Below are 23,007 nucleotides of genomic sequence, written 5' to 3' on the forward strand. Positions count from 1 at the left end.
TTACTTACCTCCCACAAGAAGCGAAGGTCGCTGACTTTCCACCGCTTCTTCACGATGATTGCGAACAACCACATACAACTCAGTCTTTTCACCCGGCAACAAGATATTGCGAGGCCAGTAGGCGCTTGCCACTATATCTGGTGCATGACAAGCTATTTCACTGGCTTCTATCGGTTCATCGGCAAAGCTTTCAACCAGTCCTACATAGACGGTGAAGTAATGTCCCGTCACAATTTGCCCCTGCTTAAAACCAAACTTTAAGCCAGGCTGAAAACATTTCGGGCTTGTGTCAGTTTGGCCAGCTAAACGGATGTCATAGCCTTGTGGTAACTCATTTAGTGCAAGGCGTCTGAGTAAATCACGTAAGCTATCGACGTATGGCTGAGCCGTTTCCCAAGTGGCGGCTTTTCGGTTCACGACGCCCTTAATAGGCCACTGCTGACCATCAATAGCTAAGGTAATTTCACGCGGTGGAATACGACGAGGTACTAAGGTGACAGATAATGCGGGCGCTTCCTGACCAGGCGGTGTGATGTAAAGTGAAACCGGTGATTCTTTGTCCGTGGCCACATATACAACATTCCCCTTGATTTGCGTCTGAGCATCACTGGTTGTTCTCACCTGAGGCGATTCAAACGGCGTCACAATTCGATTCAGATGACCAAGTGCTACAGGGATCAGTTCATTAACCCCCGGTGTCATCAGTAGCGTTGTTGGCACATCCGTTGAAACCGTATTGGTTTGAATCGGTGGATTTGCTGTAGCGGACTGCTTCATCACACTAGCTGGCACAATCGGCAATTCCACGTCTGCATACGACGCTTGAGATAACAGGACGCCACTCAAGCTCATTGCGATTAAGCTTGGTGTCATCCATCGACTAATTTTGGTTCGCATCATTCACCCTCCGGTTTTGCTCTTGGGTCAACTTTTCACGAACTCGCTTCGTTCTAGCTTGCCCCTCATACGTATCCATCCAGCTGAGTTTTGGACGGTATTGCTCAATATCGATGTCAAACTCATAGGTGCGAGTTTGGCGCTGTTCATCTCCAGATGGTCCAGAGACCAAGGAATAACCGGTCACAAAGACATGGCCGGTTTCATACTCATACTCCACTTGTCTGGGTTGGAATTTGAGCGTGACTCGGTCTTCCCGGATTTGTCTTGCCTGAATCTCCAGTGCATCGACCACTTGCTGGTACACCGCTGGAGAAAGTAGCGGCTCAATGGCAACCCGGATGAAAGACACATTACCCGGCGTCACGTTGCCCATAAGCTCAGCCAGGTAGAGCCCCCAGGACTCCAGGTAAGGTTGAGTGGCTTGGTTTCGTGACACTTCAGCCGTTTCAGACAAGGTTGGTGGTTGAATGGCCACTACGGTATTGCGAGAAAATGCCGCAACCGCAAGCAGCAAGTTAGATAGCACCAGCACTGCAATCAGAAACCGTTGCCATCGGTTCTCTAATTGCGTGCCTTGCCATGATTTTAAAAACACGTCGAACTTCACGGCAGATAGCTCCTGATAAATGGGTTAGGAATCGTCTTGGCTTTGGTTGGCAACAGTCCGGCCCAGTAGATGGCGTGAAGAATAAAACCATCTGGGCGACCATCACGAAAACGCCGATAGAGCTTGGTTGTCACCAACCCCAACAGACATAAAACCAAGGCATTACCGGTAAAAATTCCGATCACTAGCCCCAACAGAATGGGAGCCATCTCATCGGCACTCCAAAGCAGGAAGTGCGGCGGGTCATCGATATAGGACGGAATACTCACAGGTTCCATAGTCACTCCTCGTTGTTTGAATTGAGAAGTGAAGAATGCCCCGAAATAACTCAGGGCTGTGGTCAGGTAGATATCGAATTCTTGAAGGTTTTGAACTACCGAGCGCTAGTTCATCTGTTTTAGGGAGGTGGTTGTCTTAGAAATTGATATTTCTGACATTTGACTTATTGATTTGCTTAGTCAAATCGTAACTGGTTAACTGAGCAACTATCTGCTCTGAAACACCTAAATCGTTTGCAATATCAAAAATCGAAATACCCAAATGCTCGTTAAGCTGATCTATTGCAGCTGATAAAAGCTCTGGCTGTTCCATTGGTATTTGATCATCTAAGTCTTCTGTTTTCGATTGACCAGATTTATTCAAATAAACATTGGCGGTTCTGTACTGTTGCGACGAAATTAACCCAAGATAATTAGCTCGATAAATTATTGCTCTCGCACTAACACGCCATCTAAGTTTCAATGCAAAGATTTTCTCCCACCTAATTCGAACAGGTCCCACACATTGAGGAAACTCTTTCAGAAAAGCCTTACGTGGAAAAAGAAACGCACTTGCAAAAGCATCAGCTTCTCTCTCTGTTTTAGCACACCCAGTTTCTACACCTTGGTGCAAAACCAAATGGCCACATTCATGCGCCAAATCAAAGCGCATTCTACAGCAGCTTTCCTTCGCATTATTTCTTACTATGATGGGTCTTTTTCGATTCATTGATAACGCATCAACTTTATCTGAAACACCATCAAAGCAAGTGATTACAGCGCCATTATTCTCCAGTACTCTTACCATGTTTGTAACTGGTGCATCCAAACCCAGACCCCAGTTAATACGACATTGCTCCGCTGCTCTTTCGATAGCCTCCGCACTCAGATCTGATTCTTCAAAATCAATAAAATTGGCAACAGGCAACTCAAGATGATCTTCAATAATCTCAACTAATAGTTCAAAAATGGTGCCGAGAGCCAATACTCGATTTGCAAGTCCAACCGGTGTTGTTTTGCGCTTGCGAAAGTGGCATTGCTCATACTTAACATCATTTTGTGGTTTCTTAAAAAAGAAATCACTTTTCACTTTTAATACTTCAGCCAATGCCAAAAGCAGGTCTTCAGCAGGTGGTTTAACACCTGCTTCAAGCTGATGTATAAACTGACGACTGACCGCAACTAACTCACCAAGTTCTTGTTGAGTAATTCCGGCCATCAATCTCGCCAGCCTTAGTTTTTCACCAAAAAATTCGTTATTCATGATTTACTGCATTTTTCGACTTTTTCTTAATTTTGATTTTAGAAACAGCCGATTCAAGTTCAACACCATGAGAAACATTCTCATCAGTATCTGTTATTAACGTAACCTTAGAATTCATTGGTACTTCCCAGTTGACTACAATTTCACCAACATCGCTATAACCAACGAAAAAGGCGCGATCTACACATTTAGTTTGATCAGTGCTCAGAACAAAAAACCAAATGATCTCTGACGGACTATCTTGTGTTGAAAATAACTCCATTTGCATCATAGCTTCGTGGGAACGTATCAGTTTCCCTGATGGGAGTTTGTCAGGCTGACCTTTCCAGAAACGAACTGGAACGTCAGCGATACTAAACGTAAACCTCCCTTTCGGGGTTAGTATCTTAAGCCAATCAACTTCAAGTGACTTCCTTACTAAATGTGTACAACAACACTCGTAGGACCTTATGCCCAATGATTTATTGGTGTCACCCAAATCTCTGTTGTGTAAATCTACAACATCTGCTCGAACATCTGCTAAAAGTTGAGCAACTTCAATCAGCTGACTTTCTTTAAAATTAGGGTTTAGTGTCATCGGTGTGTTCAAATTTGTTACCTCAGGTAGTAAAGCAATAGGATTAGATACCATGGACAATAATATGCTAATTTTAAAATTTGTCAACCTACCACCAACTTGTTAACCCGAGGCTAAAATGTAAACTAAATCTTCTTCTGCAAGTGACTTAACGCCAACCCTGCCATCAATGCCAAACCGATGATCAGCGACGGTAACACCACCGGTGGAATAGCCAGCGGGGCGAACAATCCCATAAACAGCAAGATGACGCCTGAACCCAGAATTATCATGCTGTAGCGGTGAATGATTGGGCTCGAAAAATCAAAGGTTGTCTTCTTGATCTTCCAGGTCATCAAGCCGTCCCACAACGCCGGTAACATGAGAATAAGCGCAAAGGGCAACCAGACCATCAGTAAAGCAAATCGAGTGAACACTTGGTACAACACATCAAAAAATGCTTGAATACGGTCTTCTACCCAGACAAACCAAAAGCCTCCCATATTCTCCATCCCTTTAGAACGAAGTCGCTGCTCTTCAGTTGGGATTAGAAAATCTCGCACAGATTGCTCCATCTGCGTATCCACAATCCATGACTAATACCAGCGATGGCTAGTTTGACCAATCCAATAGCTTGTTTGTGCGCCCAATTGATTTTGGATCATCTGCTTTTCTTTACTAATGACCCGGCCAGTCCAATCACCGGGCACTAACACGCCAATGGCAATAATCTCCAGCATCAGTGCCAGACACAGCAGCCAAACCGACTTATGCTTGCTCATGCCAAACATCCTCTTCAACTCGCGCCAGCATGGCTGCAACGGTTGGCGTCATAATCTGGGCTTTAATTACTTGTTGAAGCCGCTTTGTCGATGTATGGCCACTGACATAACGCACCTCGATGCGTCCTTCAGCCAAATACGTCATCCGATTTGGACGATTACGAATCCAGGTGTAGAAATACACACCATCCACGGCGGCCCACTCAAAATGGTCAGGATCACGCAGGCGAATCCCCGTTAAAGCACTGGCGGCAGTCCAGGTCAGCGCCTCAATGAAATGCCAAAGGCGTACACTATCATCATCACAACTGACTTCTTCATAACTGCCCAATCCATTGCAGAGACACAAATCAAAGATGGAATGGCCATCTAAAGTGAGCGCATCTGTTAAATAGTCCGCCAAACAGTGCACCGAGGCCAAAGCATGAGGCCAGTCGGTTTCAAGCAGTCTTAAGGTTTCCTTGAACTGGGGGTTATGTTGCTGCCACTGAGCGAGCATTTCTTTACTGGTAAGTGTTGTCATTTTCAGACAGACAGAATGATGCATACAGACTCCTTATGCTGCCTGTGTAGAGCTGGTTAAAATAGGAATGCGACCTTTGATCACGCGGCCACCTGAAAGCTTGGCGATGTACTCTAGGTTGGGGAGGTGGCCTAATAACTGCGGTGGAAACATATCGCCTTCTTCCTCCATCAAGCGTTCGCCATGATTGCCGGTAAACAATGCGGGGCTGTCCGAGTTGGACGACATACCTTGAGTTTGCATAATGTACTGCAACCGAGTCTTAGGCAGATTGTCGGTAATGTACTGCTGCGTTTCGGCGTCCATCACCCGAAGGGCTATCAAGTTGTTGATGTTACCTAACACCTGGCGAGCTTTAGCTTCACTGCCTGTACGAGCTGAAAAATCAGCAAAGGTCTGAGTAGCAATCACACAACGCATTTTTGCGCCACGGCCTTTGTTGAGCAGTTGAATGAAGGGATCGTTGACGACTTCAGCCGCCTCATCGATGAAGATATTTACGGGACGATTTTCAACACCATAGTTATAGCGGTCACCGGCCACGGCGGTGAGATCGGATAAAAGCAACGAACCAATGGCGCTGCCAACCATGGCGTCGGTCAATGAATCCAACCCGATATAGGCCACTTGGGCATTGTTGATAATACGGCCAGAATCCGTAATTAACCGGCTGTCATCCACATCGTTTGCAATCGGTGATAGCAATGGACCTAGTTCACTTGATGTGAGCATATTGAGTACCGGCATCAGTGAGGCCACCATCTTGGAATAGTGGGTTCTGTCATGCTCAAACATACTCAATAGCCCCTCTAAATCGGTATTGGCGGCAACGGGCTGAATGCGTTCGTAGTAGAAAAGCAGCATCGCCATGGCTTGTTTAGCCAAGGTATTGGCCTTTTCAGTAAAGCGTTTAATCTCCACACTAAAGTTCGGATACACCTGCTCCCCCCAGGCTGTGACGGCTTTTACTACCAAACCTTCTGGGCCACCTTCCAAGAATCGTCTCAGTGTTTTCAGATCAGGACGTTGTGAAGTAAGCAGCAGACCTTGAACGATGTTATTCAGTGCCATTTGGCCAAAGGCTTTAAATGGATCAGCCCCGGTTTCGGATGGGATTAGTGCCGCAATACGGCTGGCAATTTCAGTGCCCCGGTTAAAGTTTCTCAGGGGATTAAGACGTACTGAATGCTCTGGAAAACCCGGATGAAAATACACAAAGCGCTCAGGACTACCGGCGGCAATACAGGCTCGCTGTGCATTATCCTTAAGCTCTTTGTCTCCCTTGGGGTCAATAATAATCACGGCTTCATTGCGCAAAATGGCCTGGGTGATCATCGCATCAAAGCATCGGGTTTTCCCTGCACCGGTCGTACCGACAATTAAGGTGTGCCCCTCAGTATGACCAACTGGCTGGTACACATCTTCTTCTTTGGGCTCGACACCATGAATCCAGGTCGAGCCCATTCGCTTGCCGTGACCCTGGTTAAGCAAGGTTTGCTTATCCCGCTTTAAGATTTCATAAGCGCGTTGGGCATGGCGTTGGTCCCACTCAAAGCCATAACCTAACCACAATTCATCAGGATGTTTTGCCATCACTTTTTGCAAATGCGAAAGCTCCATAAATGCCAAAGGTTTGCCTTTTAGTCCCTTCTGTAACTTATGAAGACGGTAAGCCTCGGGCAGGCGGTACAACGCCATGCCCGAGGAAATCCCCGTCATCCACCAAAATGGCTCAGGTGGTAGCTCAGTCAGCATTTCTGCGGCTATTGCCCCAGTGGCCCCTACCAGCCAACCTGCTGCTGCCATGGCTTCATAATTCGTGCGCCAAGGCATCTCATATGCGTTTTCTTTCATTCATGCTCCGCAGATAACCGTTTGCAATCCGCTTAATTTCAAATGGATTAACGTTTAGCGTGAGCGGTAAACAGAACCGTTTCCCCCTCATCAAACTGGCATTCGTCACTGGCCGAGATCCCCCGAAGCAGTTGTCCGGCTGGAATGCCATGCTCATTGGCGACTTGGCGTAAGATTTGAATCGTGACGCGAATACCATCGGCACTATGATCCACGTCTGGGTAATCGCCATCGGTCAGTAAGATGGGCAAATCTTTCACAAAATTAACCATCTGTTGGCGCTGCGCGTGTTTGGGGTCTGTACTTGAGTTCGCATTGGCCGCAATCGGCTTTTGCTTACGCTCCGCTTTTGTGACGGGCTCTTTTGCTTGGGCATTGGTTGTCTCAGTTCGACTCGGACGCTGTGCAGCCTCTTCGTTCTGAATTGCTACCGCCGCTTCTGCGCCTTGTTTGGAGAGGTCTATCAGTGCAGTTAGCCCTTTAGAAATCGATACCTTAAGCAGTAACCCTTGCTCCTGAACGCCATCTTTCGTTGTCACAGTTCTGGCCTTACGTGTCGGGTTTGCCGGATCTAGTTCAAGCCAATCTAATCGACTGAGTTCAGCAAGCAGTTTTCGGGGGGCACACCAAGGTCTTACGGCATCGGGATAGCGGATCAGTATCTGTTCACCAACCATAACCAACGCACTGCTGGCCTCTGGGAGCCACGCCAAAGATTCAGGGAGATTCAATGCTTCTGTATCGTGCTGGTTTACGTTATTTGAGATAGCGCCATCATATGAATTGTTAGGCTTTTCACATTCATCACCTGGAGCATTTTCAGTTGCCTGGGGGTTATTAACATCACTGGCATGACGAAGTTCATCATCTTGTTCGGACGATTTTGTCGATGGCGACTCAGCCGAACTGCTATGATCGATTGATGATGACGCTTCAGACAAGCCTGGCTGCTCACAGGAACGACTCTGAGGCTCTGCTTGTGTTTGCTGTGTTGCTTCCCACTCAGGTTTACTAAACAGTGTCACACCACTTGGTACATTCGAGCTGAACAATAAATCGGCCTCAGAAATATGCAGCATGGGTAACCAGATTGGCTTGTCGTCTTTGATCAGCACTTCAGGGGCAAGGCTTTCATATCGCTCATTTGAGGCGGATTTAGTGGCCAATCCTCGCTCAATGAGGATGTCCGCAAGGGTATCGGGATCTCTTGGGATGCCCGGTATCTTGTCTTTGGCCAATAGCTCAATGATGTCCTTAGCCGCGCTTTTCCAAACCAGGCAAAGATGGGTTGATTGATTCGATTGTCGTAACCAGACTCTGGCGTCTCGCTGATTGACTAACCACTGGGAACTGGCAAGCAATCGCCTCATGGCATCAAGTAGATAGCGTTCGACTGGGACACCAAGGGCATTGTCGTCAACGGAAATTCGTTGCGCTTTCAGGTCTCGCTGGACACTGGTTTGGTCAGCTTCAATAACCAATTTAGACAGGACATGCTCGGGATCGGTATTGCCAATCGCTTCCAGCATGGCCTGCAAAATCTCAGGGCCCGGCTGGGTTAACCAGGCGAGCAACTCAGGTGTCATCACCCGGTTTAAAACCAGAATTGAAAATTGCTCGTGCCGCTTGCACCGTCCGTCGCGCCAGCGAATGAAATAGCGTTCAATGCTGTTATTTGTGGTCCACTGGGATAAGGTTTCTAAAAAAGGGTTCCACTGATAGCGTCCATCTTCGTCTGTGATGGACAGATCTGAAACTGGCTTACCAATATCATGGAACAAACCGCCTAATGCCGCCGCAACACGCCACCTTGGTTCCAGCTCTTTTTTCTCAACCGGGGTGCCACTGGCAACAAAGATGATCCCCTCAGCAGCTTGTGCCGCCCAGAAAGCAACTTCCAACGAGTGACGTAATAAACCACCAGCACCACTGTGATGATGATGCTCAGAAGCTGGCAACAAATGAACATAAGCAGCCAGATGATCAATGCAGGGCTGAATCAGCCTTTGAAACTCACGCTGGTTAAAGCCAAGTACCTGGCGAAGTTTGGCAATTAGCTCGTCTTGTGTGGACTGCAAATCTTCAGGTGATGCAGCTGGCAACCCCTTCAGGAATGGCGGGTAGCGTGGGATTTCCGTATCCAGTTGCGATGACAGCTCTGGTAGTGCTTTTGTTTGAAAAAATAGGTTTTTGAACATAGTGAACCTCCGACACGATAGTGTGAAGGTTCAATCTGGCGTTGCCGGTTGATTAGACTCAAAAATCCGATATGTATTAACACATATGCCATAAATGCCCGAGGGAGCTTATTAAGCTAAGGCGTATTTCTACTTGGACTTTTAGTTTTTTTCCCAACTCTCCTTTTGGGTTTTTCAATCGGTGTAAAAGCTTCTTGTAGGTGATGGCGAAACCATCGGCGGCGCTCAACTTGACGAAACTCGTTCAAGACAAACCGATAGTCACACGAGCCAAGACGATCACCACAGCCACATGGACAAGGTAATTTATTTGCCTCACGCTTGCGCAAACCTAACGCTTTCAGTGCCCGTAGAACCGATGCTTTACCATTAACATTGAACAACTGAGAATAATCATCAATCAGGCCTTTCTCACCATGCTCCAGTTCGCCATAGGGAAAGTTGCCAAATTCAACCCTATGGGACACCGAATAAAGAAACCTGACAACAATCTTTTCGAAAAAGGTTGTCAATGACGAGTCGGTTTTCAAAATTGACTTAATTTTCAGGACTGAGCCAAGACAAAATGATCCATCAGAGTAAGTATGGAAGTCCTGATTACGAGGAAAGTAACCAGGGGTATCAAACACCACTGGTAAAGCCCTAGGATAATCACTTGGGCATACAATCCTTAGAGAAAATGTTCGCTCTATAAACCGACTTCCAGCTAGCTGTGCTTTTAACTGATACTCTCCCTGCAACTCAACCTTATCTGCATGGACATCTACTAATCTAATGTTCGGATAGGCCGAGAGAAAAGCCTCTAGGCCTACAGCCTTCCAGTGCTTCATCTATTGCTTAAACCATGGCTTTGGATCAGATGATTGAATTGCGAAAGTTGGTTTTGCTGTCACCGCAGGAATACCCAAGAGACGTGCTACCGAACTTGAATCAAGCTTCAAATCCAAACCATTTTGCGCCGCATTTACTATTCGTTGCGTATCATCACTTGAGCAAAGAGCACTAAAATCAGCTCTAGCTTGATACAGCCATTTATAAAAGTTTTCTTGTAATCGGTATTGAGCAGATTTTTCGTCATACCACTTGTCTGCAAAATCTTCGGCTGGGTTGACTGGGTTCGGAATCATTGGCGCTTGTGCAGAAATATGGTCATCCATCTCGGAGAGCACCGTATTCAACGCTGAAGCCAAATCACTTTCACCTTTATATGATTTAGCAGCCAATGTAGTGATGATTACCGATATTGGCTTACTATCCTCATTGTTTTTAAACATAGTGTCACGATGACGCTTCAATAATTGGATAACCTGCTGTAAGGGTGTCTTCCATTGATAATATGGCAGACTATCTATACTGGCTTTAAATCGCATTTCACGTTCATTTATTACTAACCGTGCCGTCTTCATGCGCGTTTCAAACCATCGAGCATATCCTTCAGGATTGCTGATACGCCAGTTTTCATTCACAACTGCATAAGTGAAATCTGTGTTATCGGTAATCGAAACTGCAAGCTGAGACACGTTTTGAGCCAAGCTTTCATCAAACTTAGAGTTTTCGACCATCCGCTTTTTCAACAGGCCTCTTCCTGTATCACTCTCTGGCACACACGGAACTATGTCCATGTGAAAGCTAAGCCCATCGGCATACTCTAAGCGCCAACAGCGTTTCTTCTCGGCTAGCTCTTCCTTAATGCCTCTGGCGTTTCGATAAAGCTCTAATTCATGACCGACTAGGTGCTTTAGTTGCTTTTGAGTGATAGACGTTTTATCCAGGCCACGCCGAAGATTGCACCCCATGTCTAGGTCATACTGTTCTTCTGAATCGGGCCTAATCGCCGTACCTAGACGAAAGGAACCTTGAGAAAACACGTGGGGATCAAAATTCACGCATGTTGACTCTGGGCGATGTAACCAATCGCCTAGATCCTTATAGCGTTTTTCAGCCTTTTCATAAGCACTGTCAGGTAGCTCAATTTTTTCGAGAATTGTGTTTAGAACATCGTTACTTTTGCTATTACTCATATAGATCTCCTCGAAGCTCGATTGCCATTACAAATTGTTGTGTTTTTATGTCGTGGTCATAAATAAGCCATGGCATATCAGCCTTAGGCATTCTGGCCCGTCCTAATTCGACGGCACACGATACTGGCATCACAGGAAAAATTTGCAGTGGCGTCGCATCCCCGTGTGTATTTTTGATTTCAACAATCAGCTTTCTTATGCACTTTCTGAACAAGGAGAGCTGCTGCTTTGACTGCATGAAATCATTATGAGGCTGCTTTATAGTCACTTCCCAAATCGATGTATCTGGCCCTATAACCCGAGTAATTCGCTCATGCGACACATGGTCACTCAAAGAAAGCACCAGGGCTGGCTTTCCCTCCATATTTTGAGGTCTGTTGATGATGTACTCAAAATCATCTGAACAGTCTTGCCAAAACCAGCCTTTAGGCTCTCGATGCAGCTGATAAGTCTCGACGTCAATTTTGTCGGTGAGCAAAGCGCCAAGTTTTATTAACAATGGTTGAGGAGCTAACGCGAACAATGAAAAATGCTTACAAGAATCCTCTTCGATAATCGATGAAATTTTACTTTGAAAACGCTTCGTTAGGTGTTGCGACTCTGCTTGCCAATATTGTTCAGAGTGATCCTTCAGCTCTGATACCATGGATAGGGTCACTGGCTTTTCAGTTGCCGGATACCAATTCGGAAACATTGCCTCAACACAACCGTGATAATTAATCGGTGATCTTTCAGTTCCAATATTGGAACCATATAAAACAACATTTGATTTGCGATCAGGATCAATGCCTGTGAGTATTTCTATACGTTGCTCATGCTGCATTTTCCAACTAATCAAGAGATCGGCTGGATACCTATCCTCGCTGCCTTTCTGATCAATTTTTTTGTGACAGTCATAGCACATCAACATGAGGTTGCTGACGTCATTCAAGCTGGTTGGCTTAGTTTTAAAGAGTCCCCAACCACGAGGCCCATTCTCAGAAAATGCGTAAATATGAGCATTTTGAGAGACATTGACCGATTCCTGGGTCACCGCTGATTTGTATAGCAACTTATTACACCCGCTAAACTGACAACGCGCAGCGGCACGAGCCCAAAGTTCTCGCTCAACAGGGCGTTTAATGTGCCTCGTGACTTCAACGACCATTCAAAACTCCTATAGTTTGCCAATTAACGGAAGTGAGCGCGGTGTTGTCGCATCACAGAGCAAATGGCTCACATAAGCACATCCGGCTATTAGCCCCAGCCCGCGAAGACACTTATCAATTGCCTCTTCCGGTTGCCACTCATACAAATGTTTGAGACCAACACCTAGTGCAGTTAACACCAATAGACTGTGGCAAAACTGGCGATGGTGAGGGTTACCCAAAGAGGGTTCCAAAATATCTGGAAGCTTGCCAAATAGAGAGCCAACCGTAATGGCAGTTACAGGATGGTGACTGACAGCTTGTTTTTTGTTGTCCGCCAAGGCAACGGTTAAACCAACCGCAGCCCCGACGGCCAAATGGGTTTTACCATTAGCCAAACTATTTCTCCTTCCTGACACCTTTAAAAGGTGTTTTGTCGGATGTCTTTACATCCATGAATCGACCAGTATCAGCATCTCGCTTTACCCAATGTCCGCTTGGCGTCTGAGTCTGAGATCTACCTTTAACGGCACCGTTTCTGTGTCCGTCACCTGATGGGGGATTTGTAGCCATAAAACCTCCTATTCTGCTTAACTTAATCACATTTATCAGATATTAATAAAAAAGATCCAAAGGATCTGATCAAATAATAAATTTCAATTCTGATTAACGCAAGCAGATTAACCAGAAAACCAAAAAAAACTACACAATTGATCGGTAGACAAATTCCAGTCCACCTGACTCTGCCACTTCTTTTTGCCCTAACACAAGACCTGTAGCATGAAGCTTCTTTAATCGACCACTGGCATTCTGTGCTGAAATGTCAAAGTGCTTAGATACATGTGACGAAGTCACTGTCTTTTTTGCAATAACAAAATCTAGAAGCTCTTTGACGGTCGCACTGAGTTTTACACCAAGCACTTCGTAACCGCTATCGCTCTTGACTAGAAGAGGTTGATCCTTGGCTGTAGCGCCATAAGACCAATTGTCCAGAAGGTCACGACTCGGTACATTAGAAAGGTAAAAACCTTTTTCTCCTTTTAATGCTTTAGCCAACGAGATTATACTTTCACGAGGAAATGAAGCATCAGTGAATCGAATCCCTTCCAAGCTGATAGCAAAAATATCGCATGATGGGTGACCATCAACGATCTTTTTAATCTTCACATAGGCTTCACTACCTTCATCGTTACCAAAGGCATGGTCAGAACCTACGACTTCTGAAAGAAGAATTTTATGAGTTAACTGTTTCATCTGCTTAAGTTGACACTATTTATCAGAAATTGTCAACATAGAAGTCAAAACAGATATGGGTTCCTGTGATAGGGACCAACCCTCGATCTTCAGAAACATTGATGAGTTGACCCTTCGAGTATTCCAAAGCCAATGAGAAAGTTAGCTGCCTAATTACAATGATAACTTTCTCTTTGCTAGCGTGCTCTCGACTACTCTTAAAGCCTAGCCCCCGGCCTTTACCAAAGCGACTAACCTCACCAGATGTAAATGCTTTTTGAACAAGCGCAATGTCATTCTCAACAGTTTCCGCTGAAAACTGTGCGTACAACTTCGGATGTTCACTTTGTAATGTTGTTCTCAAGGTAGCGGCAATACCTAAACCAGAGTCGGATATGACTGTTTGAATATGCTTTGGTTTATTATACGGTCGATACACTTGCAGACCTGCTAGTCCAGGTATTTTGGATTCACTGTGATCAGTAACGTTGCCTACAAGCTCTGAAAAAACAGTCTTAGCCGCTAAGAAATAGCTGGCTGAAGAATGCTCTACAAACCTGTCGCCCAAACGAATTACAAGCTCTTTGTTTTGGGTTGGCTGTGCAATCTCTCCTAGTTCGACCAAGGTATCGCTATTATCCCGATAAGTTTTAGCAGCTGACATCGCGGGCCTTTCAGGGAAACAAGTTACACTTTGATTAAGATAATCAAAGAAGCCATTTCTGCTAAAAAAACTGTGTGTATTAGGACATGCTGTAGTATCTATCACCACATCCTTCCCATTCGCAGTAAGCTGATTCGCCAGAGCAAGGAAACGGGCTAATGCTATCAGCAAAAACTTACAATCGATGCCAAATTTAAATGTTACCTTTGTTGCATCTTTTTGGTACGCAAGCTTACCGATAGCACTTTCAAAGGCTTTCTCATCAATCCAACCTGTACCGAAATCAATTTCCACATGCTGAGCCCGTATCAAGCACCATTCATGATTTGAGTTTTTCACAAACGTATCCTGGTTTTTGTGAAGAAACGAGTTCACTTGAGACTTATCCAGCCCCAGCTCCTTGGCAATTTGACGTCCTTTCAGGCCTGGTGACCCATCTAATAACTCTGAGATTGCCTTCAGCAAACCATCACTCCTTTCTAGCTACATACCTACCATTCGCTGCATACTTTGCGTCCATGACGCTTTAAATGCTGAATCTCCTGCGAACAACTTGTAGAGCTCAAGTTCATCTTTACGGCGTTGCAGCATAATTTCCTTGAGCATTTTTTCGAAGGCCAAATCTCGATTATGAGGATCTGGGTTGTTTTTGTATTTAGATTCGAAATCTGGGTGATTGCGGATACTCTCAGCGATGTTCACAAACTTAACCTTTTGCTCTTCAGGTGTGGCACTCCAGCCTTGGAACCATCGTTCATTAAATGTGCGAATGATTTCATCCAGCGGGTCAGTTTCTTTTTCACCGCCATGCGCCCCACGTGGGTTTGGATTTTGAGGATCAAGCTCCGCTTCTTGGTCGCTAAGTTTAATGCTGTGGTTAAGCTTCACACGTTGCAAACCGTATGAACTAAGATCGACAGAATCGAGAAGCTCATCAATAGCATCAGCATCGGGATCTTCCACTTTCAATTTCGGTATTAAAAACTTAAGGAACCAAAACAGTTTTTCCCAGCTGACCATTTCATAAGGCATGATAGAAGCCATCTGCCCATAGATTTTAACGAACTGTTTGGCTTTAATCTTAAAGTCCACTTTAGCTTCAGCTTCAAGCTCCAGCTCATGGTCAAACCGGGCTGCTGCAACATCAATGATTGGGCTGAGTGTTTGGGCGTCTTCATTGTTAAAATAACGCGTCACAAAGTCTTCAACTTCAAACCACTCGTACACACCGACATCGTCCATTTCATCTTTCAACTCGTGCAGTACGTTTATATCTGTAGCCTGGGACAATGACGTTGCGGTATAGAAAGGATCGAATGCTGACTGAATATCTTCAGTTGAGTTGAAAAAGTCTAAAACAAACAAGTCTTCTGTTTTCTTCCCTAGCTTAGGTGCACTGCGATTTAGCCTAGATAGCGCCTGAACACACAATACACTGGCGAGCTTCTTATCTACATACATGGCGCAAAGCTTAGGCTGGTCAAAGCCAGTCAGATACTTGTTCGCAACCACTAAAAGTCGATACTCATCGGTATCAAACATATCTTTGGTATCTGACTCTGCAAAACCATTAATATCTGCTTCGGTATATTCAATACCATCAACTTCTTTGGTTCCTGAGAAAGCAATGGCAACTTTAAAGGGGTTCCCTTGCTCCTCAAGTATCCGCCTTATCGCTTTGTAGTATCGAATGGCCGTATCAATATTTTGAGTGACCACCATTCCTTTGCCTTTACCTTTGAGCTTTTTCGCATTCACAACATGTGGAACAAAATGTTCCAGCATAATCTCTGCTTTGGTATCAATCGTTTGCTGGCTTCGCTCTACATAAGCTCTGAGTTTTTTCTGCGCCTTTTTGGTATCAAACTCAGGGTTATCAGCGATTGATTTCTCAATCTCATAATAACTTTTGTATGTCGTATAATTTGCCAGCACATCCAAGATGAAACCTTCTTCAATGGCTTGTTTCATCGAATACAAGTGAAACGGCTTGAAAGAGCCATCTTCTTGGCGCTGGCCAAATTTCTCCAAAGTGCTGTTTTTTGGTGTCGCTGTAAATGCCAGGTACGACGCATTCCCGCGCATCTTGCGCGATTTCATCGCCTGAAGGATTTTATCCTGTGCATCCTCTGCCTCTTCGATTTCAGACTTGCCCATCGCTCGGTTCATATTGTCATGCGCCGAACCAGACTGTGAGCTGTGTGCTTCATCGATGATCACCGCAAAGCGCTTGTCACTAAGATCGGCGATACCATCAATAATGAACGGAAATTTCTGAATCGTCGTTATGATGATCTTTTTGCCATTTTCGAGCGCCTGCTTGAGCTCAGATGATTTGTTCGCCGGGGCAATAATGTTCTTTACTTCAGAAAACTCTTTAATGTTATCCCGTAGCTGCTTGTCCAATAGGCGTCTATCGGTGACCACAATCACAGAGTCAAACAACGGCTGCTCCAAGCTTTTTCCGCCAGCTACATCAGACGAAGCAGGATAGGTTTCAATTAACTGATAAGCAGCCCAGGTAATAGAATTAGACTTACCTGAACCGGCAGAGTGTTGAATTAAGTAAGTCTGACCGACACCGTGCTGGGCGGCATGGTCCACCAATTTTCTCACCACATCCAATTGGTGGTATCGAGGAAAGAACAGGGTTCGCTTTGGTAATGGATCTTTGCTTGACCCATCCAGACGCACAAAATGCTGAATAATATTCGCCAAGCTTTCTTTGGTGAATACTTCTTGCCATAGGTATGCCGTTTTATGGCCAGTTGGGTTCGGTGGATTGCCTTGTCCAAGATTGTGACCTTTATTGAACGGCAAGAAGAAGGTACTGCCACCTGATAACTTGGTGGTCATATACACTTCGTCGGTATCGACCGCCATATGCACTAGGCAGCGACCAAAGGTCAGTAATGGCTGAGTTGCATCCCGATCATCTCGATACTGCTTTTGGCCGTGATAACGTGCTGTTTGCCCCGTCCATGCGTTCTTCAACTCCAGCGTTATCAAGGGTATTCCGTTGATAAACAATACCATGTCGATTTCTTGTAGGGGATTTGCTATGGAATAGCGCACTTGGCGAGTACAGCTAAACACGTTGTCTGCAAAGTTTTGCTTTACCTTCTCACTACTGCTTGCCAAAGGGGCTGGATAGAGCAAATTGAAGTGAGCATCGTCTACGCTTAGCCCTTTCTTAAGTAAATGCAGAATGCCATGCTTTTTAATCAGTCGGTCAAATCGTTCGAGTAACTTACGCTGCCAATCTGAGGGGTTGTTCTTTTGCAGTTTGGCCAGCTCTACTTCTTGTGTCTTTTGCAGAAATTGCCAGAAAAAACGCTCATCAATGGCATATTGCATATTGAAGTCTGATGCGAAACCAACCTGATAAAACCTATTGTGAAAATCAGGTGCAATTTCTTTCACGCCTGCTTTGAGCTCTTCCAGAGTTGTACCCGTTAAACACTTCTCAATCGCCGACTCTAATGCTTGCTCATTAGTTTGACTAACCATACTTATTCCCTAAACCTGCCGTTGCAACCCATGTAACACGAAAAAAGGTCTATCATTACCATTGACAGAACACCCTAAATTAGTTCAAACTTCCAATCGCTCACCTACCAATGCGTAGATAGAGGTGACCGCTAATCGCCCGGTCCACAATAGGCGACCATTCCTTTCTTCTAAAACCACTCACAAGCGTGTAACTCTGGTATAGAACCAGCGCTATATTCGTTAAACCATTTTTGGTAGCTAGCTCTTTTGTAAGCTTCCGTTATATAAAAACTTGTCACTAAAAAGGCATCCGAGGCCCCTAGTTTCTGCACTATAACCACAAAGTCTTCCTTATACGCCCATAAATAGAGGCGAATTGGCTTTTTGCCCTTGGTCTCTTTTCGATAAAACCTGCGAATATCAGCATGATCATGATTCAAGAGAATCGGACGAATCCATTCAATTCGGCTTGCTCTATCAGGATCTAATGGTCGAGTGACTATTTGAGTATAAGTTTTCCCCAGTTTAACTCGCTTTTTCCTTTCCCTTGTCGTTACATGCCAAAAGACTTCCTCTCGCCCATCTCTCATACCTTGCCCATTGGGATCAACGTAAATACTGGTCGCAAGTAACGTTCTTTGAGTGATAAAATCGCGTTGAAAGAGCGGGTAAAGGTGATCAAAAGCTTGCTGTTCACTAAATGAAGATAAATCTATTGGGCGGCTTAACATTCAACCACCTCTAACATTCGCTGGGGCAAAGCGAAATATATTGAAATTACGCTCCCATGGTGGGGTGCCATAGTCAAGCGCGTGCCCTAACTTCTTCTCAAGATAGTCAACAATCTTGGTTTTGATGAGACTGCTCTTTTCAATATCACTTCGGTTTTTATAGCTGATTGCGCCAATAATCAGATCACATGCCTGAATTAACTGCGACTCATACGACTGAATAATGTAGGGTTTTACATTTAATTCTTCACGACCTTCCGTCCTTAAAACCTCACATAGTTTTTTAGTTTTTTCCCCGCCCAAGGTATCCATATAGTCCAAGTAAATTCTGTATTCGTGCCCAGCTTCAAGAAAGTCTTTAAGCGTGTAGTAATACATCTTGTAATAGAAAATATTATGTGAACCCTCGTTGAAATGAGAATGTGCAAGGCGTTCTTTGTGCTGTACAACCGTCGCTTTGAACCACACGTCCACGTCGTCAACAATCAAATCTATCAAGGCGGCATAGAAATCAAACTGTTTATTAACTAATTTCGTCCACTTTAGCTCCGTATGGTAATTGTGTCGGTGACGCAACCATTTAATGTGTTTGTTTAGAGCAAGAGCTTTCTCTTCACTGCAACGTATTCCACCTAGCACCATAATGTCGGCACCATCATGTTCCAGATGGCAGCTTTCATCACAGAATATTTTATAAACCGTCATACCCCACCTTAATAAAAATTCTTTTTATTTAACGCCTCTACCGCGCTATCCAGCGCCAGTAAATCTAAGCGTTCACGGCCTGCGTCCAGCACAAAAGGAAAAAGCACAAAGCCATCAAACTCCTTTTGAATAATCAGTAGCTCTTCACCCAGTGCGGAAGGCTCGTGTGCCAAGCGCAGCCCTGAGCGGGTAAAAAGCTGAAGATGCTTGCGCTCAGTAAAGCCCAACTCAGTGAATCTCTTCGTCTTAACCGGACTAATCCTGTTGGTTTGATGATTTACCGTGAACATATACGCGTCCTATTGCTCAACCATTTCTGACGTAACTTTAATTTTACCTGTGACCGAACCATTTATTAGACAAGACTTGTATTCCTTTATTTTATCAATTTGTTCGGATATCCCATATATAGTGAGATCTATCTTATTAACCTCATATTCAATAAAATCAACGATCTCTTCTTGCTCTTTCAAAGGTGGTATAAATGACTTAAAGCTCAAAAAAGTCTCTTTTGATATGGTATTTCTTAGTCCCTTATACAACGGTCTCATCATTTTTCTTGAGTCTAAATTCAAATAGAAATAATAAAGGAATTCCTTACTAACACTCTCATCAAGTTCAAAAACCGTATAGGCCCCAGTAATCATTCCCTTAAATTTAGAAAGACCAACAGTTCTAGGGGTTTCCTCTACATCGAATAAACAGAATACAAAGTCACCGATACTAACTTCTTGGTACGTATTAAACTCAGCTGGAAATTTCCCCTCTGGGTTATCCATATCTCGTTTAATTATCCCTTTTAGGGTTAGAGATAGAAGCTCATAGTCTCCAGATCTTTTTCCTACCAATGATTTTTTTAACTTGAAAAGGCACTTATTAGGCTTTAATTTCCAGTGCTGCGGAATCTTACCAATCCAATCCACACCGGAGTCTTTCATTGGCACATTGGGATCAAGCCCTTGAGTCACCGCCTGTTGGATTATGTTCTGCTTACGCTCTTTCAGCAGGCTAATTTGCTGCTCTTTGATCGCAATCGCGTCGTCGATTTGCGCGGTTTTCTTGTCTAGGAAGTTGGCTATTAGGGTTTGTTGCTCATGGGGAGGAACAAACGTCTTAAAACTCAGAAATGAATCTTTAGGAATTGTATTTCTCAATCCACGATAAAGCGGTTTAAGCCTCTTTTTTGCATCAAGGTTCAGATAGAAATAGTATAAAAACCTATTGTCAAAATTGTCATTTGGTTCAAAAACGGTATATGCACCAGTAATCATCCCATTAAATGGCGACAATCCAACAGTTCTTGGGGTTTCCTCCACGTCGAACAAGCAAAAAATGAAATCTCCACACCGCACTTCTTGATAAGTGTCGAACTCTGCCGGGAACTTTCCCTCCGGGTTTTCCATATCACGCTTAATCACACCTCTTAGAGTAAGAGATAGCAAATCATATTCGTTTGAGCGTTTTCCAACCTGCTTTTTCTTCAAACGAAAGATGTGTTTATTAGCTAGTAAGCTCCAAGACGCCGGAATATCCCCTAGCCATTCAACACCTGAATCTTTATAAGCCTCATATCTCGGCATCAACGCTAAACTTTCCATTACGCTTCTCCCTGAACTTCCGCCACGTTCACACCCAATATCTGCGCAATAAGACCTTCGGCTTTTTGTTCTAGGTTGATGATGTCGGTTGCGACCTCTTCTAAACTACGCAGCGGTTTATGACGGTAGAAATACTTATTGAAGCTTATTTCATAACCAATTTTCACCGTATCTAGGTTTATCCATGCTTCATCAACATGAGGCTTCACTTCGTCTAGGAAGTACTGGTAAATGCTTTGCTGCTCTCCGTCTTTACGTAGGGGAACAGATTCTGTGTCACGCAGGTCTGAGTTGGTCTCGTAAGTAATGAACTCGCCTTTTTTGCCGCCTTCTGTTGTAGGAACGGGGTAATAACCAAAATCTGGCAGGTCAGCGACTTCACACTCATAGCGCTCCAGCAGGTCGTTTAATTTATCACCCGTTAATTTAACGATCTTTTTCACCACTTTCTTGGCGGTTTCGTCATACCAGCTCACCGCGTTCAGGATGGCATTTTTCTCAGGTGCTGAAAGCTTAATAGCATGGGCTTTTAGCGATTTATCAACTTGGGTTTTAAAACTATTGAAGTCATCAAATTCAATGCTACCGATGTCAGCCATCAGCGTTTCTGCCGTTTCAAGCAATGCTTTAAGCGCCAGCCAATGTTTCACATCGAGCAGTTTTGCTTTAGCTTTGGCATTGAGACTGATGTCGTTATCTTCACACCAAGAAAGAATGTCTTTCTCAATGGATTTCAAGAAGCTCTTTTTCTTTTCAGTACCATAGCCAGTTTTTTCGTAAACACGTTCGCCGTGCTCTGCGTACACGTACTCCATCACTTCACTAAGCTGCTTATCAAAACGCAGTGGGGCTATTGCGTCTTGAGTGAACTTGGCTCTTCGGCGGTCTGGGCGCTCGATAGTGACTTTGTAATAGCCAAAGTCGTCATTGCTAAACACTTTGCTGGCTATGCCAACAGGATCATTGTTTGCATCAAGTGCTCTTTCAACGCCCACACACGCGAGGTAAGTATCGGTAATTTCCGTGATGTGCGCAGGCGCAAATTCGCAGTTTTTGTTACCTAAGTTCTTACGCAACTTACGGTATAGCAAGCTGGCATCAATCAGTTGCACCTTACCTTTACGTGCCTCGGGTTTATTGTTGTTCAACACCCAAATGTAAGTGGTAATGCCGGTGTTATAGAACAGGTTATTAGGTAACTGAACGATGGCATCTAGCATGTCGTTTTCAATGATGAAGCGACGAATGTTACTTTCGCCACCGCCCGCATCACCGGTAAACAGCGATGAGCCATTATGAACAGAAGCAATCCGGCTGCCTAATGGGCTTACGCTTGGATCTTTCATCTTGTTGACCATTTCCATTAAGAAGAGCAGCTGGCCATCACTTGAACGTGGCGTGGCATCCACCACTTCGAGATTTCCCCAATAGTCTTTCAGGCTAACCTTAAAACGTGGGTCAATCACATCACTGCCGTCTTTAATGTGCTTCTGTTCAGACGCCCAACTCTTACCGTATGGCGGGTTAGACAACATAAAGTCAAAGCGTGAAGCCGCAAACTCGTCGGTAGACAAGGTGGAGCCTACTTTGATGTTCTCAGGGTTGTTACCTTTGATCATCATGTCCGATTTACAAATCGCGTAGGTCTCGTCGTTGATCTCTTTGCCGTAAAGATAAACATCTCGGCTGTCGTTTGGATATTTCTCTTCAATGAAGTTTTGAGATTCAGTGAGCATACCACCGCTGCCACACGCAGGGTCATACACTGTCATGGTAAGCGGTAACTGGTCTTTAACTGGGTCGAACACCAGGTGCGTCATCAATTCAATAACTTCACGTGGCGTAAAGTGTTCACCTGCTTCTTCATTGTTTTCTTCGTTGAACTTGCGGATCAACTCTTCGAACACGTAACCCATACCCAGGTTAGTAAGGGCTGGCATCTTGTTACCATCTGGGTCTTCGACCGTTTCATGAGTTAAGTTGATGTAAGGGGAAACAAACTTTTCGACGACATCAAGAAGGACTTGCTTTGAGGCCATGTGACGAATTTGCGACTTGAGGTTAAAGCATTCAATGATTTCTTTAACATTATCGCTAAAGCCAAGCAGGTACTCTTCGAAGTTGGCAAGTAATATCTGTTGGTTATTAGTCGCGGTGTTGAACAGGGATTTCAGAGTCCATTTAGATGTATTGTAAAAGACATAACCACTGGCCGCCTTCAACGGTTCATCATCAAGCTCTGTGGCTTGCATCTCTTCTTTTTGGAACTTTACCTCTTCAAGCACGGCTTCTTTGGTGGGTTCAAGTAACGTATCTAAACGTCGTAATACCACCATAGGTAAAATCACATCACGGTACTTACCGCGAACGTACACATCCCGTAAACAGTCGTCGGCAATGTTCCAAATAAATGAGATGAGCTTGTTATGTACACTATGATCCATTTTCTTTTCCTGTTCAGTGTTGGTTGCATCCCACTAGGTTGCTGCAACGGC

The 23,007-nt window shown here is 44.6% G+C and carries 20 protein-coding genes and 2 pseudogenes; all 22 read right to left on the reverse strand.

Annotated elements, in window-relative coordinates; translation table 11 throughout:
- Positions 1-900 carry a type-F conjugative transfer system secretin TraK gene (locus tag KUG63_RS08010; protein WP_413464113.1) on the reverse strand — a complete coding sequence of 300 codons (900 nt, stop codon included), beginning with the start codon at positions 898-900 and terminating at the stop codon, positions 1-3.
- On the reverse strand, positions 881-1,507 hold the full coding sequence (locus KUG63_RS08015) for a TraE/TraK family type IV conjugative transfer system protein (protein ID WP_000667170.1): 627 nt from the start codon (positions 1,505-1,507) through the stop codon (positions 881-883). Before KUG63_RS08015 ends, KUG63_RS08010 begins: the two co-directional genes overlap by 20 nt.
- Positions 1,504-1,785, reverse strand: coding sequence for a type IV conjugative transfer system protein TraL (traL, locus tag KUG63_RS08020; RefSeq protein ID WP_000433891.1), 282 nt, complete (start codon positions 1,783-1,785; stop codon positions 1,504-1,506). Before traL ends, KUG63_RS08015 begins: the two co-directional genes overlap by 4 nt.
- Before the next feature lie 136 nt (positions 1,786-1,921).
- Positions 1,922-3,028, reverse strand: coding sequence for a helix-turn-helix domain-containing protein (locus KUG63_RS08025; protein WP_031500457.1), 1,107 nt, complete (start codon positions 3,026-3,028; stop codon positions 1,922-1,924).
- Positions 3,021-3,659: a hypothetical protein gene (locus KUG63_RS08030; protein WP_087741059.1), complete on the reverse strand. Its 639-nt coding sequence runs from the start codon at positions 3,657-3,659 to the stop codon at positions 3,021-3,023. Before KUG63_RS08030 ends, KUG63_RS08025 begins: the two co-directional genes overlap by 8 nt.
- 71 nt (positions 3,660-3,730) lie before the next feature.
- A pseudogene (locus KUG63_RS08035) lies at positions 3,731-4,366 on the reverse strand (DUF4400 domain-containing protein).
- Positions 4,353-4,913, reverse strand: coding sequence for a conjugative transfer protein (locus KUG63_RS08040; protein WP_287554718.1), 561 nt, complete (start codon positions 4,911-4,913; stop codon positions 4,353-4,355). The pseudogene KUG63_RS08035 and the gene KUG63_RS08040 overlap by 14 nt, the downstream one beginning before the upstream one ends.
- A gap of 9 nt (positions 4,914-4,922) precedes the next feature.
- Complete coding sequence (gene traD, locus KUG63_RS08045) at positions 4,923-6,743, reverse strand: conjugative transfer system coupling protein TraD (protein WP_287554720.1); 1,821 nt, start codon at positions 6,741-6,743, stop codon at positions 4,923-4,925.
- 47 nt (positions 6,744-6,790) lie between these two features.
- Positions 6,791-8,941: a MobH family relaxase gene (gene mobH / locus KUG63_RS08050; protein WP_287554722.1), complete on the reverse strand. Its 2,151-nt coding sequence runs from the start codon at positions 8,939-8,941 to the stop codon at positions 6,791-6,793.
- A 116-nt stretch (positions 8,942-9,057) separates the two neighbouring features.
- A complete protein-coding gene (locus tag KUG63_RS08055; RefSeq protein WP_287554724.1) occupies positions 9,058-9,771 on the reverse strand; it encodes a hypothetical protein in 714 nt (237 codons plus the stop codon).
- Positions 9,772-10,962, reverse strand: a complete 1,191-nt coding sequence (locus KUG63_RS08060) for a nucleotidyltransferase (protein ID WP_272998039.1) — start codon at positions 10,960-10,962, stop codon at positions 9,772-9,774. It abuts the gene before it with no gap.
- Positions 10,955-12,109, reverse strand: coding sequence for an SAVED domain-containing protein (locus KUG63_RS08065; RefSeq protein WP_272998040.1), 1,155 nt, complete (start codon positions 12,107-12,109; stop codon positions 10,955-10,957). The genes KUG63_RS08060 and KUG63_RS08065 overlap by 8 nt, the downstream gene beginning before the upstream one ends.
- Before the next feature lie 9 nt (positions 12,110-12,118).
- Positions 12,119-12,487 (reverse strand): metal-dependent hydrolase, encoded by a 369-nt coding sequence (locus KUG63_RS08070; RefSeq protein WP_129980165.1) that lies wholly within the window; start codon positions 12,485-12,487, stop codon positions 12,119-12,121.
- 1 nt (position 12,488) lies between these two features.
- Positions 12,489-12,662, reverse strand: a complete 174-nt coding sequence (locus KUG63_RS08075) for a hypothetical protein (protein ID WP_000224748.1) — start codon at positions 12,660-12,662, stop codon at positions 12,489-12,491.
- A gap of 129 nt (positions 12,663-12,791) precedes the next feature.
- The gene (locus KUG63_RS08080) at positions 12,792-13,256 is read right to left on the reverse strand and encodes a MarR family transcriptional regulator (RefSeq protein ID WP_287554729.1); all 465 of its coding nucleotides are present in this window, start codon (positions 13,254-13,256) and stop codon (positions 12,792-12,794) included.
- A 109-nt stretch (positions 13,257-13,365) separates the two neighbouring features.
- Complete coding sequence (locus KUG63_RS08085; protein ID WP_272998042.1) at positions 13,366-14,451, reverse strand: ATP-binding protein; 1,086 nt, start codon at positions 14,449-14,451, stop codon at positions 13,366-13,368.
- A gap of 18 nt (positions 14,452-14,469) precedes the next feature.
- Positions 14,470-17,496, reverse strand: coding sequence for a type I restriction endonuclease subunit R (locus KUG63_RS08090; RefSeq protein ID WP_272998043.1), 3,027 nt, complete (start codon positions 17,494-17,496; stop codon positions 14,470-14,472).
- A gap of 170 nt (positions 17,497-17,666) precedes the next feature.
- Positions 17,667-18,209 (reverse strand): hypothetical protein, encoded by a 543-nt coding sequence (locus tag KUG63_RS08095; RefSeq protein ID WP_272998044.1) that lies wholly within the window; start codon positions 18,207-18,209, stop codon positions 17,667-17,669.
- Positions 18,210-18,914: a DUF3800 domain-containing protein gene (locus KUG63_RS08100; RefSeq protein WP_272998045.1), complete on the reverse strand. Its 705-nt coding sequence runs from the start codon at positions 18,912-18,914 to the stop codon at positions 18,210-18,212. It abuts the gene before it with no gap.
- Positions 18,915-18,961: 47 nt separating this feature from the next.
- Positions 18,962-19,204, reverse strand: a pseudogene (locus KUG63_RS08105) (hypothetical protein); the annotation flags it as partial.
- A 9-nt stretch (positions 19,205-19,213) separates the two neighbouring features.
- Positions 19,214-20,512 (reverse strand): restriction endonuclease subunit S, encoded by a 1,299-nt coding sequence (locus KUG63_RS08110; RefSeq protein ID WP_287554731.1) that lies wholly within the window; start codon positions 20,510-20,512, stop codon positions 19,214-19,216.
- Positions 20,512-22,956, reverse strand: a complete 2,445-nt coding sequence (locus KUG63_RS08115; protein WP_287554733.1) for a type I restriction-modification system subunit M — start codon at positions 22,954-22,956, stop codon at positions 20,512-20,514. The genes KUG63_RS08110 and KUG63_RS08115 overlap by 1 nt, the downstream gene beginning before the upstream one ends.
- Positions 22,957-23,007: the final 51 nt, after the last annotated feature.

This window comes from Cycloclasticus sp. (assembly GCF_019090545.1).
Taxonomy (GTDB): Bacteria; Pseudomonadota; Gammaproteobacteria; order Methylococcales; family Cycloclasticaceae; genus Cycloclasticus; species Cycloclasticus pugetii.

Coding starts and splice junctions, on each gene's coding strand:
- traD (WP_287554720.1), bottom strand. CDS start 6,743: ATGAAAGAAAACGCATATGAGATGCCTTGGCGCACGAATTATGAAGCC.
- KUG63_RS08065 (WP_272998040.1), bottom strand. CDS start 12,109: ATGGTCGTTGAAGTCACGAGGCACATTAAACGCCCTGTTGAGCGAGAA.
- KUG63_RS08100 (WP_272998045.1), bottom strand. CDS start 18,914: ATGACGGTTTATAAAATATTCTGTGATGAAAGCTGCCATCTGGAACAT.
- mobH (WP_287554722.1), bottom strand. CDS start 8,941: ATGTTCAAAAACCTATTTTTTCAAACAAAAGCACTACCAGAGCTGTCA.
- KUG63_RS08055 (WP_287554724.1), bottom strand. CDS start 9,771: ATGAAGCACTGGAAGGCTGTAGGCCTAGAGGCTTTTCTCTCGGCCTAT.
- KUG63_RS08075 (WP_000224748.1), bottom strand. CDS start 12,662: ATGGCTACAAATCCCCCATCAGGTGACGGACACAGAAACGGTGCCGTT.
- KUG63_RS08090 (WP_272998043.1), bottom strand. CDS start 17,496: ATGGTTAGTCAAACTAATGAGCAAGCATTAGAGTCGGCGATTGAGAAG.
- KUG63_RS08040 (WP_287554718.1), bottom strand. CDS start 4,913: ATGCATCATTCTGTCTGTCTGAAAATGACAACACTTACCAGTAAAGAA.
- KUG63_RS08025 (WP_031500457.1), bottom strand. CDS start 3,028: ATGAATAACGAATTTTTTGGTGAAAAACTAAGGCTGGCGAGATTGATG.
- KUG63_RS08115 (WP_287554733.1), bottom strand. CDS start 22,956: ATGGATCATAGTGTACATAACAAGCTCATCTCATTTATTTGGAACATT.
- KUG63_RS08030 (WP_087741059.1), bottom strand. CDS start 3,659: ATGGTATCTAATCCTATTGCTTTACTACCTGAGGTAACAAATTTGAAC.
- KUG63_RS08010 (WP_413464113.1), bottom strand. CDS start 900: ATGATGCGAACCAAAATTAGTCGATGGATGACACCAAGCTTAATCGCA.
- traL (WP_000433891.1), bottom strand. CDS start 1,785: ATGGAACCTGTGAGTATTCCGTCCTATATCGATGACCCGCCGCACTTC.
- KUG63_RS08060 (WP_272998039.1), bottom strand. CDS start 10,962: ATGAGTAATAGCAAAAGTAACGATGTTCTAAACACAATTCTCGAAAAA.
- KUG63_RS08095 (WP_272998044.1), bottom strand. CDS start 18,209: ATGTTAAGCCGCCCAATAGATTTATCTTCATTTAGTGAACAGCAAGCT.
- KUG63_RS08110 (WP_287554731.1), bottom strand. CDS start 20,512: ATGGAAAGTTTAGCGTTGATGCCGAGATATGAGGCTTATAAAGATTCA.